A 14,207-nucleotide genomic window follows, 5' to 3' on the forward strand; every position below is an offset into this window, starting at 1 on the left:
CTGCCGAAACCCTCTGCTCATTTCCGGCCGGCGGCCCGAAGCAGCAGCGTTACGGCTTCCGCACGAGTAGCCGGATCAGCCGGCGAGAAAAAGCCGCCGTCACGTCCCGCGACAAGTCCCAGCCCTGCGGCCGCGCCGACATAACCGCGTGCCCAAGCCGGAATGTCGCCGTCATCGGCAAAGCCGGCCCGCGTCTCCCGCTCCGCGGGAAGCTTCAGCGCACGGGCGGTCATGACCGCCATCTCCGTGCGGGTGATGTCCGCCCCGGGCCGGAACGTGCCGTCATCGTAGCCGTCGATGATGCCGGCCGTGACGGCTTGTGCCGCCGCCGTCCCGGCCCAGGCGCCGATATCGGCCGCGTCCGTAAAACCGGGAAGGGACGCGGTATCCTCAAGGTGCAGCGCTCTTGCAAGCAGCACCGTGAATTCAGCCCGCGTCACCCGGGCATCCGGCCGGAATGTTCCGTCGGGATATCCGGCGGCAATCCCTTCCGCGGCCGCGGCAGCAATCACTTCCTCCGCCCAATGTCCGGAGGTATCCCCGAAATGCGGAGAGGTCTTCGCCTCTTCTTCCTTCGCGGCAAAAACGGCGAATATTCCCGTCTCGCCAGCCTCCACGCTGATTTTGCCGTCCGCGGCCTCGCCTCCGAGCCGTATCCACTGCTTCCGGACGGCATCGTAGGAGAAAACGGCCGCTTGACGCTTCGCGCCAGTCTTCTCCGCATCGTAAGCCAGCGTTAGTTTAATCGGCTTATCCAGGCTCGTGCCGGCGCTGCGCGTCAGTTCAAAGACAGGGCTGACTCTCTCCCGTCCCCCGCCGATAAGACCGGAAGGATCCGTGATTTTTCGGATGCCGAACGTGACGGTTTCCTTCGAGGCTCCGGCAGGTATCTCGACTCCGATTTCATTTCCGATCCCGGTTCTCCCCCCTTCACCGGGCTTCAGCGTAACTTTTCCGGTCTCGCCGTCAGGCTGCGAACCTCCCGCACCGCTTGAGCCGCCGCCTGCACCCGGCCCGCTGCCTCCGTCTCCGGGACTCCCCGGATCAGGGTCCGGTCCCGTATGATCGATGGATTCTTTTAAGCGGGCATTTAGATCGCGCAGCGTATCTATGACCGTTTCGAAGCGGATCGGATATTGCAGCAGCAGATTTTCCACCTGGCGGCGTAAATCCGGACTGCCTTTACCTGTGGCCAGCAGCTTGGCGGATTCGGCGATCAATGCCTGGTAGGGCACCATTTTATCGTCTCCGGATACTTCGAACTCATAGATGGAGTACCCGTACTTGTTCCCTTCGACCGGTTTTCTCTCGACTCCCTGAAATTTGACGTACCTCGCCTTTACAGGCTGAAAGTCGATGATATCCAGCTTGCCGGCGGAAGTCAGTGTCTCGTCACTCCCTTTGACATTGGTCCATGTCTGTTTGTCTTCGGATACGAGAAGCTTATATTTCTCCGCTGCCGTCTCCCATCCGATCTGGACTTTGTTGATCGTTTGCGAGCTGCCGAGATCAACGATCATCCATGAAGCGTCGTCGTACGCGCTCGACCACCGGGTGAACAAATTGCCGTCGATCGCATTGCCCGGCGTATGTTCGGGAGCTTCGAGGGGAGAAGACTCCGCTTTTTGATGAAGAGCCAGATTGTTGACATCCAGCAGAGGCAGAAATTCGTTGTAAATGTGCACATTGTCGATCGCGCCTTTAAAAGCGTTCGTCCCGCTTCCGATTTTCTGAACCGGCAGCATCAGCGTCTGAATGCGTCTGACCGGCAGACCGAGTTTTTCGGCATATCCATTGCCGTTCACATAAAGAGACACACCCTCCGCATCCCCGGTCAAATAAAGATGCGTCCATTTGTCAGCCGGCACCTCATAGTTGAATACACTATCGTAATCCTCTTTGGAAAAGCCCAATTTGCCCGTTTTTCCTTGCTTCAGCTTGATTTTCCCCATAGGAGACTCCATCAGTACGGCATCGTCCGGATTATCCCTCTCGGGCTTGATCCACATGGATACCGTCCAGCCGAAGCCCATCGTGTCGATCGGAGTTTCGACGTAGCTTTTACCGCCCCGGAGATACACCGCCTTCCCGTATTTTCCTTCCGTAAAAGCAACATTCTCGCCTTTTCCGTGAAGCTTGCTGCCGGAAGTATCCACCGTGCCCTCGTCGAAAGGATACCGGATCACCAAACCGTCCGGCCGGTCTGTAGAGACCCGGTGCAGGCGGTTTACGCCCGGTGCTTCGCCGATTTCCGCAGCCGTCGCGATAAAGGCGTCATAATCATTGCCTTCCCTTGCTCCCTGCCACATTTTCTCCGAAAGTACCTGCATGGCGGGAAGCATCCGGATATGAGAATCGTCCATCGAAATACCGGTTTCGTACGAAATATCGTTCCAGATGGCGAACATGCCGCCTTTGAGCCGCGGAAGCCCGTAGGGCAGCGTAACGCCAGGCCATTTCACAGGCTCCCACTGTTTATAAAGAAACGGGGTATTTAAATAATCCCGGTACAACCGCGGAACGAGATACATGTAATTGGTGTCGAAATTGACGATGTCATAGCCCAAATCCATCGCCTGCTTCGGACCTCCGTACGGCTCATACCAAATGCCCATGGTGGCCTCGTTGCTGATGGGAGTCGTTCCGGCATACTCATTCAGGCCGCCCCAAAGATACGGATGCTTGCCCTTGCTGTTGATGTACTTGATTAGCGTATCCATATAGCCGCGGAAAACTTCTTTGGAAGGCCCCCCGTATTCGTCCGTTCCGATATGAACATCCGGCCCGAGAAACGTCGGTTCCCCATTGTTGTGGCCGTCGATGTATTCGTCGAAAAGACTTTTGACAAAATCCACGGTTGCGGGCTTCGAAATGTCAAGCGTATGGTCCGTGCCGAGTGAAGGATCATAGGTCGTGAATATCCGCGAATGCCCCGGCGTGTCGATTTCAGGAATAATATTCACGCTGTAATCGCTTCCAAGTCGCTGCAGCTCGCGGAATTCCTCCTTCGTGTAATGGCCGTCGGTGCTCGCCAGGCCGGGATAACGCTCGCTTTCCAGACGGAAGGCGGCCCGCTGCCCGTTTTTGAACGGAACTCCGACATCGTCGTTCAGATGAATCTGGAGATCCGTCATCTTGTACCAGGCCAGCAGTTTCACATAGTCCCGCAGAAAATCAATCGTGTAAAACTTCCGGGCGACATCGATCATCAGCCCCCTCGTTTCGTACTTGGGGTAGTCGCGCGCCGTCCCGGCCGGAAGATGCCGGCGCTCGGGATCCCCTTTCAGAATCTGCAGCACCGAGCGGGTTCCCCAGAAAATGCCTTTCGTTTCCGGAGCTGTAATCGTCACGTTGTCTTTCACATCCAGCAGGTAGCCGCCCGCGCCGAGATGCTTCAAGGCCGGATCCAGGATCATGACCAGGTCCCCGGCGGATGCTTTTTTGCCTTGAACGACCTGCGGACTAAGTCCGGTCATCTCTTTCAGATCCGTCCGGACTATCTCGGCCGTCTTCAGCAAAGCGGGATCGCTGATCACGATCCTGGAGGAGGACGTCAGGGCGAAGCGGCCTGTTCCGCCGGCCCATTCGCGCAGCGAAGGAATGACCTTCGGTTCGGGATTCTGATCCGGCGTCTCGGTGTACAGCCCGGGCACATGCACGCCGATGTTGCCGGTCACTGCTTTCCGGGCGGGATCGGCTTCGCTCTCTACCTGCAGAAGAAGCTGGACGGTGCGGTCCGACAGCGGCGGATGAATGCGGCCTTCTTTGTCGATGACCGGCAGGGCGTCACTGCCGTAGACGGATATTTTATAACCGGGCGGCATGGGCGGCAGCGTAAGTGAGGTCTGGCCCTTGACGACCGGATCCAGCTTCTGAATGCCGCTGATTATTTTAGCGATAGGGTCCTCTTGGTACACTTCGAATTCGTAAAAAGAATACCCGTACAAGATACCGTCGCTTGCCGGCGCCCGCTCCACTCCCTGGAACTTGACGTATCTTGCTTCGCGGGAAGGAAAATTCAGCACCTCCCTGCCCCCTTCGCATTGGATCAAGCCGTCGTTTTCTTTAATATTCTCCCATACGTCCCCGTATACGGACGTAAGCACACGGTATGATTTGGCGGGCGTCTGCCAGTGGATCACCACTTGGCCGATGTCCTTTTTGCCGCCAAGATCCACCTCGAACCAGGAATCATCCGTTTTGGCGGACGACCAGCGGGTCCCTCCGTCCCCGTCGACGGCCATCTCGGGAAACAGACCGTAATCCACCTCGTTTCCCGAAACTTTGACGGATTTCTTCAGGGCAAAATTTTCGCCGCTGCCGGACGGCGCGCTCAGAAAAGGCCCCTGACGTTGTTCGGGAGCCGGGCGTTCAACCGGTCCGCCGTACGTTTCTTCCGCAACGGGAATAACCTCCGGTGCCGTTCCCGTCCGCACCTCCGCCGCACCCGGACTCTGCGGGTTTGGACCCGCATAGACGGCAGGCTGGCCCGCGCTTAAAACGATCGAGAATCCAAGTACAAATGTGAGTATGCGTGAAAGTTTCGCTTTCAATCCTTGATTGGTCTTCATTGACTCATCCTCATTTCTCAGAAGGAGTGGAGATCGTTTGTTTATCCTGCGTTTTAGCGGTAAGGCTGGGCCGCACACCGGCTGTATTTCCGTTTCGTCATTTACCTCCTTCCGCTGCTTGAAGTGATGAATAGACCCATCCACTGTTAATACTATAAGGCGCCCCATCCTGTTAAAAAGAGATATCTTCTTACTTTTATATACAATCGTTTACTTTGGCCTTTGGCCATTAGATACCCTCATCATGCTGATGTATAAAGCGCACCGTTGCATCCCCTTCCGGCCTAATTCCGCACAAAACAAAAAAGCCCGCGCGGTGCACGGACTTTTTATCGCAAAACTCCACACTTTATTGTCTCTCTTCTCTGTCTATAATCTGAAACGCCGGTGAACCGGCCTATTCTTTAACCGCACCCACTACGATGCCGGTTACGAAATAGCGCTGCAGGAAAGGGTAGACGAGCAGGATCGGCAGGGCGCTGATAAAGATCTGCGACGCCCGGATCGTACGCTGGGACAGGCTGGCAACGGCTGCCGGATCCAGCTTCGACATGTCGGCCTGCACGATAATCGTCTGCATAAACGTGGCAAGGGGAAGCTTCTCGGAATCCCGGATATAGATGATCCCGTCGAAATACGAATTCCAGTGTCCGACCATCATGAACAAGGAGACCGTCGCCACGACGGGCAGGGAAACCGGCAGGTATACGCTGAGGAACGTGCGGAACTGGCCGGCTCCGTCAATGAAAGCCGCTTCCTCCAGATCTTTGGGCACCGTGCGGAAGAAGTTCATAAGCAGAATGATGTTAAAGACACCCACCAGCCCCGGAAGAATCAGGGCCATCAGCGTATTCATAAGCCCAAGCTTCAGGATCAGAATATAGCTTGGAATGAGTCCGCCGCTGAACAGCATCGTCACGACGAAATACCAGAGATACAGATTGCGTGCGCGAAAGACGTGACTTTCTTTGGACAGCGCGTAGGCGGCAATGGTGTTCACGACCAGAGCCATCGCCGTTCCGAGCACCGTTCTCTGCACGGACACCCATAGGGACGACAAGAAATTCGCGTTGTCGAATGTTTTCGCGTAGGCTTCGAACGTAAAGCCGATCGGCCAGAATGTGACCAGTCCCGCGTTCGCCGGCGCCGAGGCGCTGAGGGACACCATCAGCAGGTGATACAGGGGCAGCAGGCACAGAATGGCCAGAACCGTTAAAAACACATTGTTGAACAGGCTGAATATCCGGTAAGGCAGTGTTTTATGATACATCCGCTCTCTCCCCTTCTAGAAAATTCGGTATCCGGCAAACCGGTAGGCCAGCCTGTACGAGACCGCGATCAGGATCAGACTGATGAACGATTTGAACAAGCTGACGGCCGTGGCGAAGCTGAACTGTCCGCTTAACAGACCTTCCCTGTACACGAACGTGTCGATAATATCGCCCTGCTGGTAAATGAGCGGGCTGTACAGGTTGAATACCTGGTCAAAATTCGCGTTGAGCACGTTGCCGAGCGCCAGAGTCGCGATGACGATCGTAATCGGGATAAGCGCGGGAATCGTAATGTAGAACGTCTGCTTCCAGCGTCCGGCCCCGTCTACTTCCGCCGCTTCGTACAGAGACGGATTAATACCGGAGAGCGCTGCCAGGAAGATGATCGTGTTAAAGCCGAATTCCTTCCAGACGTCACTGAAAATAATGGTAAACCGGAACCAGCTGCCGTCTCCCAGGAAAAAAATCGGCTTGATGCCGAACACGGCCGTAAGAAACTGGTTGATAAGTCCTGTTTGAGCGAGCATATCGATCAATATCCCCGAGAGAGTCACCCAGGACAGGAAATGCGGCAAATAAACGAGCGTTTGGATCGTTCTTTTCAGCGCCATCTTCCGCACTTCGTTAAGCAGCAGAGCAAAGAAAAACGGAATAATCAGATTCATGACCATTTTCGAAATGGCGAAAAACAGCGTGTTCCACGTGATTTTTAGAAAATAATCGTTTTCCCACATATACCGGAAATGCTTCAAACCGACCCAGGGCGAGCCGGAAATTCCCAGCGCGGGTTTATAGTCCTGGAAAGCCATAATAATCCCCGACATGGGAATATACGAAAATATAAATACGAGAACAGCCGCCGGCAGAACCATAAAGTGAAGGATCCAGGGCTGCTTGTAGCCTTTTTTTGTGTCTGTGCGCCGGGCTTTGCCGGCCTTGACCTGCCGCACCGTGTTCACTCCCATCGCTCTCTCCCGCCCCAAAAAATTATTTTGTGTGTACGATGAATCTCTGCTATAAATAGTAGCAAGCATTTCGGAAAGCTGACTATAGTACAATGTTAGGCTTCCATAGGGATATATTAGGGTACCAGCTGGAGGAGATAGAATGGGTTTGGGATTAGCGGGAATCGCTGCGAAAGTCCGGGGGAAGGCGCGGTACAGATTCAGTCTGTTCGCCAAAATGAACAGTTTGATTATCGTGCTTTTTATTCCGATTATTCTGGTGTATACGTATTCAAACGACGTCACCTACAACGTCGTCAGCTCGGAGCTGCAGAAGTCGAGCACGAAGCAGCTCACTTTTTTGTCCAGTCAAATCGATTCGCGCATCAGTCAGATGATGGAATTCAGCCTGATCTTCTCCCGGGACCCGAACGTCCGTAAATTCAACGGGCTGAACATCTGGGAAGACCGCTACGACCGTATGCAGACGAGGTATGTCATTCAGGAGAAAATGGCCCTTCAGTCCAGAGTGACCGATATTTGGCCGGCCCGGTACGCCGTTTATTCCCAGCAGAACAAAGACATTATTTCCAATTACAAATCGCCGGCGTACGACGAGAACTATCTACAGAACAACCGGAGCGGAAAATGGACCTACGGGGACGGCACTGGCGAAGCTCACGGAGGGCTGGACGCTTTCTACTGGTTCTACAACGACTCCCTCGCCCAGCCGGGCATGTTAACGGGCAGCAGTCTCGTCATCGAAGCGAGCTTCAGTTTCGAGAATATCCAGAATATGCTGGATACGTACAAAGCGGGCGGACAAGGCGATCCTTTCTTTTATCATAAAGGGAGCACGCCGATCCTGAACCGCAGCGCGGATAAAAATTTGACGGGAGAGCTGATCCGCTACCTGGACGAGCATTCTCCCGATAACACGACCCAGCATGTCGTCAAACTTGACGGCAAAAATTATCTGGTAAGCTCCGTAAAATCATCCTATCTGGATTGGCATCTCGTTGACGTGGTTCCGCTCGATCAGATCCTGGGACCTATTTCGTTCAGCCGGAACCTGTTCTATTTCTCCATGCTCCTGCTGTTCCTTGTCGGCATTTCGGCTTCGATTTTGCTGTACCGCAACGTTCAGAAGCCGATTCTCACGCTGATCAACGGACTGCGCCGTGTACAGCGCGGAGATTATTCCGTCCGGCTGCATACCCGGTACCATAACGAGTTTTCGTTCCTGTTTTACCGGTTTAACGACATGTCGCGCCAGATCCAGGATCTCATCGAGAACGTGTTCAACGAAAAAATCCGCGCCCGGGAAGCGACGCTTAAGCAGCTTCAGGCCCAGATAAACCCGCATTTCCTGTACAACTGCCTGGGCTATATTATTAATATGGCCCAGATGAAGGACGAGGACGCCGTCGTCGCGATGGCGTATAATTTGAGCGCCTATTACCGCTATACCACGCGGATGGAGCGGGAAACGGCTTCGCTGGAAGAAGAGATCAAGCTGCTCGTGAACTATCTCGATATCCAGAAGCTGCGTAACGGCCGGATCGACTATAAGATCGACATTCCCGAAGACATGCGGAACCAGTCCGTTCCCCGGCTGATGCTTCAGCCGATCGTGGAAAACTCCGTTATCCACGGGGTCGGAAAATCGTACACCTCCGGCCAGATCCGGATTACCGGCGAGATGGCAGACGGCTTCTGCAAAGTGTACGTGGATGACGACGGACCGGGATTGAACGCCGAACAGGAAGAGGCGCTGAACCGGAAAATGCAGGAGCCGCTGCAGGAAGAAATGGGCTGCGGCTTATGGAATACGAATCAGCGCATCATGCATCAGTTCGGCGGCCGGTCTTATCTGGCTTTCGTCAAGTCACCGCTCGGCGGACTCCGGACCGAAATCGTCTGGGAGATCCCCCCTGCCGCAAAAACATCCGGCTATAAAAGCCCGCAAGGAGACCTTAAACATGCACATGATCATCGTTGACGATGAAGCCCACTGGGTGGACAACCTCGCACTGCACAAGCCGTGGCATGAATTCGGAATCGAACACGTATACAGAGCCTATTCCGCATTTGAAGCGCTGCAACTGATCGATACGCATCCGATCGATATCGTGATCTCGGACGTGCAAATGCCCGAGATGTCCGGTATCGAGCTTATCGAACGCATACGAATCCGCGACAAGAAGATGAAATGCATCATCTTGTCCGGACATTCGGAGTTCGAATACGCCAAAAAAGCGCTCCGGCACAACGCCGTCGATTATCTCCTCAAGCCGCCGACCGACCAGGAGCTGTTCGGCGCCGTCCAAACGGCCATCGATCAGCTCAATGCCGAGTGGGAGCTGGTCAGCTCTCTGGAGCGCACCCGGCATACGCTCCGCGAAAATTTGCCGATTCTGCGCGGCCAGCTTCTGCTCGATGCCCTGCAGGGCCGGCGTCTCTCTGTGGACGAATGGCACCGGAAGCTGAGCGACTACGGACTGCCGTTCGATTTCGGGGACAGCGCGCTGATGCTGGTCCGGCTCGAAGAAGAATTCGGCCGCTACAAGAACAACGGACAACCGTTGATCGAATATGCGATCATGAACATGGCCGAAGAAATTCTCGGCGAGTTTATGGAAGTCTGGGGCGTTAAGGAAGAGCACTGCTATCTCGTCTTCCTGCTCCAGCTTAAAGAAACCGCAAGCGCCGCAGGCCGGGAAAATCTCCTGGAGAAGCTGTCCCAGCAGCTCCAGTCGAAAGTGAAGCAGTTCCTGCAGGGCTCCCTCTCCATCGTTATCACGGAATGGTTTGCCTTCCCTGAACAGCTTCCCGACCGGTTCCGGCAGGCTTCCGCCTATTTCCGGGAAATCGTAGGCGACGAACGGGATTTTGTCGTACGCGTCAATGAAGTCGACCACACACCGGCGCAGGGTCCCCTGAACGCGCTGTACGTGCCGCCTTCCCTCATCAACCTGCTGGAGGCGGGTCACTGGGATGCGGCGGAAGCCAAGCTTGCGGCCGTATGTACGGAGCTGGAGGACAAATGGCCGGAATCGTGGGAGCACTGCATGGAAGCCGGCTTCCTCATCACCGCTTCTTTCAGTAACCTCGCACACCGCAGCGGGTATACGCTTACGAAGCTGCTCGGCTCCGACGATATGGAGGCGCTTCAGAGCGGAGAAGCGTTCGTTTCCATCAAGAAGCTCGGAAACTGGTCGCGGAGCGTGCTTGACAAGCTGAAAGAAGTCAGCTCCAGCAGCGTGAAGGACAGCCGCTCCCAATACGTGAAGAAGATCCAGGAATATGCGGACAAGCATTTGCACGAGGATGTGTCCCTGCGGGCCTTGGCGGACCATGTCAATCTGCATCCGACCCATTTGTCCAAAATTTACAAGATCGAGACGGGCGAAGGCATCAGTGATTATATTTCCCGGCTTCGTATGGAACGCGCCTGTCATCTGCTCAAAGCCACCGGCAAGAAAGTGTATGAAATCAGCATGGAAATCGGCTATATGGACCCCGCCTATTTTATCAAAGTGTTCAAGCGCCATTTCGGTGTGACGCCGCAGGAGTACCGGGACGGGGCTTTATTACCATGACAGATTCCTATCGAAACTAACAAACTCATATAGATGCTTTCCCCGGAAAGTTGATACAGTAACACATGTAAGGATCACACAAGTAGGGGGAAATGATGAATGGTCAAGTTCAGGAAATTGGGATCGGTTCTCATCACGGCGGGACTTGTCACGCTTACGGCCTGCAGCGGGGCATCCAATGACACAACGAAAGGCAGTACTGCTTCCTCCGGAGCCGAAGCCGCCTTCTCCAAAGGAAAATATGATCCGCCGATCGAAATCAGCTCCGTGCTGATGCCCAAGAAATACGTACAGGGCGATACCAAGGAAAACAACGTCCACGACCGCTGGATGCTGGAAACGTTGGGCATTAAACATAAGGATACCTGGTACCCAGCCAATGACGACCAATATAAACAAAAGCTGCAGCTCGCGATCGCTTCGGGAGAAAAACTACCCGATTTCGTGTCCGTACCGACCAACCCGGTACTCACCAACCAGCTCATCGATTCCGGACAGTTCATGCCCATTGACGAGCTTTTCGACAAATATGCCAACAAAATATTAAAAGACCATTCCGCAGCGCACCCGGAATTATGGTATCCGTTCACAAGAGACGGCAAGAAATACAACATGCCGATTCTGGAGTATACCGATAATGACGACACACTGCTGTGGCTGCGAGAGGACTGGATGGAAAAGCTGAATCTTCAGGCGCCTAAGACGATTGCCGATCTGGAAGTCATTATGGACAAATTCAAAAATCAGAATCCGGACGGCCTCGCTCCGAAAGACGTTTTTCCGCTGGCGATTTCGCTGAAAAACAATACGAACACCTGGATGGGCTCGCTTGACTGGCTGTTCGGCGCTTACGGAACGATTCAGGAGCAGTGGAACAAGGACGCTTCCGGCAACCTTGAATACGGATCCACCAATCCGGGTGCCAAAGAAGCCCTCGCCAAGCTGAAGGAATGGATGGACAAAGGTTACATCCATACGGATTCCGCCTTATGGGACGAAGCCAAGTCGGCGGAAAGCTGGACCAAGGGAACCGCGGGCATTCTGCCCGGAGCGAACTGGGTACCGGACTGGCCCGCACCGGATCTGCTTAAGAACGTAAAAGGCTCGAAGTATAAAGCATATCCGATACCAGCCGGACCTAACGGCAAAATCGGAACGAAGTGGCAAAATTCCGGCGTGAACGCCAGTATCATGATCAACAAAGACGCCAAACATCCGGAAGCCATTTTCCTGTATTACAACTACCTGCTCGACAATCTGGCTAACCCGACTGCCGGAAGCAAGTACGAATACGGATTCGCAAAAGGGTACGATTGGGATATTATCGACGGCAAACCGACCAGCGACAAGGAGAAAATCAAAGACTTCTCCAATGAGTTCCCTTTCCTGACCGGTCCCGCCCGGATTCCGGATCTGTATATGAAAACGCTCGTGAAGCTAGCCGACGGCAAGACTCCCGAGACACCTTACGAGAAGCAGATGGCCGAATTCCGAAAACCGGAAAACTGGGCGGCGGCCAAAATCGTCATGTCCCAGCAGAACATCCGCAAGCAGAACTATTTCACCGGGGCGGCTACGCCGACGATGGTGTCCAAGTGGAACCTTCTCCGTCAATCGGAAATGGAAACGTTCAACAAAATTATTTACGGCAAACTGCCTATCACGGCTTTTGACGAATTTGTCGCCAACTGGAAAGCAAACGGCGGCGAACAAATTACGAAAGAAGTCAACGACTGGTATAAGTCGGTTTCGTCCAAATAATCGTTTTACCCGAAAAACCCGGCAGCGGATCTCCACGATCTGCTGCCGGGTTTTTTCGGGTAAATATTTATTCACCAGGAATTAGAAAAGCTGTTTAACACATATATCCATAAAAGGTTTAATATTACTTGACGGAGGGGTTATATGCCTAGTACTTTTCAGGATATGAAAAACAGTGTTGAACAAGGATGGGACATTGTACTTTGGTCCGAATCTTACGGTCCCGGAGATTTTGCCGTGTTAGCCGCTTGCGTTTATTTAGGCTGTGCTCAGGCTTATCTTGGTCAACGTTTGGAAGATCTTATGAAAAAAGTTGGGGCCGACGCAGTTAAACAAGCTTTGAGCAACAAAGGAAAAATATTCGGAGCAGGAGAATTCGAGGTTTCTGCCGGAGATGCCTATTGGAGCACTTATATTAAAGTCTGGAATCCTTTCAGGAGAAGACATGAAAAAATTACGGTGGACCGCTACATCCGTTTGTATGTCAGAATGAGAAGAAAACATCGGGAAGGATTTGCTGCATTCACACCCAGTCCCGAATTTCAGGAATATGCCCAACTTCCGGACTATTCCGGCGGGCCGGTTTACCCTGTTGATTACGATGGAAGATTACAGCTATAACGGTTATTTAAGCGGGAATCCGGCAATCACCTCCGGTCTACCGCTTTTTTTGTGCCTTGAAGCATCGTTTACTCCCTCTCCCCTCGCGCCTGTTATTTTCAAATCGCGGATGTGCTGGTGCATCCTTCTTGCGGGGAACAAAGAAGCGTTGTCGAAGAAACGATTATGCAGGAACTTGTCAGGTACCTGGATGAGAATGCGTCCGAAGCATCCCAGGTATTCGTCATCTCGGATACGCCGGGAATCCGGTTGTACCAATCATACGGTTTCAAACTGATGTATCCGGACTATTACGGAATGTCCAGAAAAGGTTCCTGAGCCTGCCTTGAAAACGGCGGCGCAAGAACCTTTCGGCATACTTCGGGTGCTGCGGCATATTGCCGCTTCTACCCCATCATCTGCTTCACAAGCTCACGGTTCCGTTTCTTGAAGATATCGTTATGGGAAGAAACCATGCCGGTTTTATCCGAGCCCGGCTGAATATACTGCTTCGCCTGGTTGACCGCGTTCGCCGCGTCCTGGAAAGCGCCGGCGATTAAATGCAGCTTGCCGTCATGTTTCAGAATATCTCCCGCCGCATAGAGCCCTTCTACCGTAGAGACGCTTGAAGAGCTGCCCGCAATGTAGAAATCGTCCGCCAGCTCGATCTCCAGTCCGCTGCTTTTGAGCAGCGTGCTGTCCCGTTCATAGCCGTGATTGATGATCACTTCATCGACAGGCAGATGGGTGAGCTCGCCCGTCAAGTGATTCGTCAGCTCGACATAGTCGATGATGTCATGGCTGGAAGCGGCGATCAGCTTCGTGATCGACGAATTCAGGAAACAGACGGCGGAGCTCTCCATCAGCTGTTTGACCTGCGCTTCGTGACCGGTGAGCGCCTCCTTGCGGTGAGTCAGATAAACCTGCTTCGCTATGGGTTCCAGCTCGTTCGCCCAGTCGACCGCCGAATTTCCGCCTCCCGAAATGACCACGGTCTTGTCTTGAAAGCGCTGCAGCGATTTCACCGTATAGTTCAAGTTCGAAACCTCGTACCTTTCTGCTCCCTCGATTTGCAGCTTTTGCGGCTTCAAGATCCCTCCGCCGACAGCCACGATGACCGTTTTGGAATAATGCTTCTGTCCGGAAGCCGTATGTAAAACAAAAATTCCTTCATCGTCGCGGTTAATCGACTCCACCTTTTCATTCAGCACCACTTCGGGACGGAACGTTAACCCCTGCTCCACCAATTTCTCAATGAGTTCAGCTCCCGGAAGCGGCGTATGCCCCCCCACGTCCCAGATCATTTTCTCCGGATATACATGAATTTTCCCGCCCAAATGCGGCTGAAACTCGATGATCTTCGTTTTGAGTTCCCTTAACCCACTATAGAAAGCAGAGTAGAGACCCGCCGGCCCCCCTCCAATGACGGTTACATCGAATAGTTCTTTCTCGCTCATG

The 14,207-nt window shown here is 53.6% G+C and carries 9 protein-coding genes; 5 read left to right on the plus strand and 4 right to left on the minus strand.

The features are described from left to right. Window positions 1-17: 17 nt before the first annotated feature. From ABC395_RS14585 to ABC395_RS14595, 3 genes are all read right to left on the minus strand, one after another. Complete coding sequence (locus ABC395_RS14585) at window positions 18-4,571, minus strand: galactose-binding domain-containing protein (RefSeq protein ID WP_413004121.1); 4,554 nt, start codon at window positions 4,569-4,571, stop codon at window positions 18-20. 397 nt (window positions 4,572-4,968) lie between these two features. Continuing rightward, complete coding sequence (locus ABC395_RS14590; RefSeq protein ID WP_413004123.1) at window positions 4,969-5,841, minus strand: carbohydrate ABC transporter permease; 873 nt, start codon at window positions 5,839-5,841, stop codon at window positions 4,969-4,971. A 15-nt stretch (window positions 5,842-5,856) separates the two neighbouring features. Beyond that, window positions 5,857-6,807, minus strand: a complete 951-nt coding sequence (locus ABC395_RS14595; RefSeq protein ID WP_413004125.1) for an ABC transporter permease — start codon at window positions 6,805-6,807, stop codon at window positions 5,857-5,859. Between the two features lie 142 nt (window positions 6,808-6,949). Here ABC395_RS14595 and ABC395_RS14600 point away from each other — a divergent pair, with 142 nt between their 5' ends. The 5 genes from ABC395_RS14600 to ABC395_RS14620 all read left to right on the plus strand — a co-directional run bounded on the left by ABC395_RS14600 (window position 6,950) and on the right by ABC395_RS14620 (window position 13,088). Further along, on the plus strand, window positions 6,950-8,788 hold the full coding sequence (locus tag ABC395_RS14600; RefSeq protein ID WP_413004127.1) for a cache domain-containing sensor histidine kinase: 1,839 nt from the start codon (window positions 6,950-6,952) through the stop codon (window positions 8,786-8,788). Next, window positions 8,769-10,388: a response regulator transcription factor gene (locus ABC395_RS14605; RefSeq protein WP_413004129.1), complete on the plus strand. Its 1,620-nt coding sequence runs from the start codon at window positions 8,769-8,771 to the stop codon at window positions 10,386-10,388. Before ABC395_RS14600 ends, ABC395_RS14605 begins: the two co-directional genes overlap by 20 nt. Window positions 10,389-10,487: 99 nt before the next feature. Next, window positions 10,488-12,149 carry a type 2 periplasmic-binding domain-containing protein gene (locus ABC395_RS14610; RefSeq protein ID WP_413004131.1) on the plus strand — a complete coding sequence of 554 codons (1,662 nt, stop codon included), beginning with the start codon at window positions 10,488-10,490 and terminating at the stop codon, window positions 12,147-12,149. Window positions 12,150-12,293: 144 nt separating this feature from the next. Next, complete coding sequence (locus tag ABC395_RS14615) at window positions 12,294-12,770, plus strand: hypothetical protein (RefSeq protein WP_413004133.1); 477 nt, start codon at window positions 12,294-12,296, stop codon at window positions 12,768-12,770. A gap of 165 nt (window positions 12,771-12,935) precedes the next feature. Then, a complete protein-coding gene (locus ABC395_RS14620; RefSeq protein WP_413004135.1) occupies window positions 12,936-13,088 on the plus strand; it encodes a hypothetical protein in 153 nt (50 codons plus the stop codon). A 68-nt stretch (window positions 13,089-13,156) separates the two neighbouring features. Here the strand turns inward: ABC395_RS14620 and ABC395_RS14625 are convergent, their stop codons facing one another. Beyond that, window positions 13,157-14,206 carry an NAD(P)/FAD-dependent oxidoreductase gene (locus ABC395_RS14625; protein WP_413004137.1) on the minus strand — a complete coding sequence of 350 codons (1,050 nt, stop codon included), beginning with the start codon at window positions 14,204-14,206 and terminating at the stop codon, window positions 13,157-13,159. Window position 14,207 lies beyond the last annotated feature (1 nt).

Origin of the sequence: Paenibacillus canaveralius (assembly GCF_047238265.1) — a bacterium.
Classification (GTDB): Bacteria; Bacillota; Bacilli; order Paenibacillales; family NBRC-103111; genus Paenibacillus_F.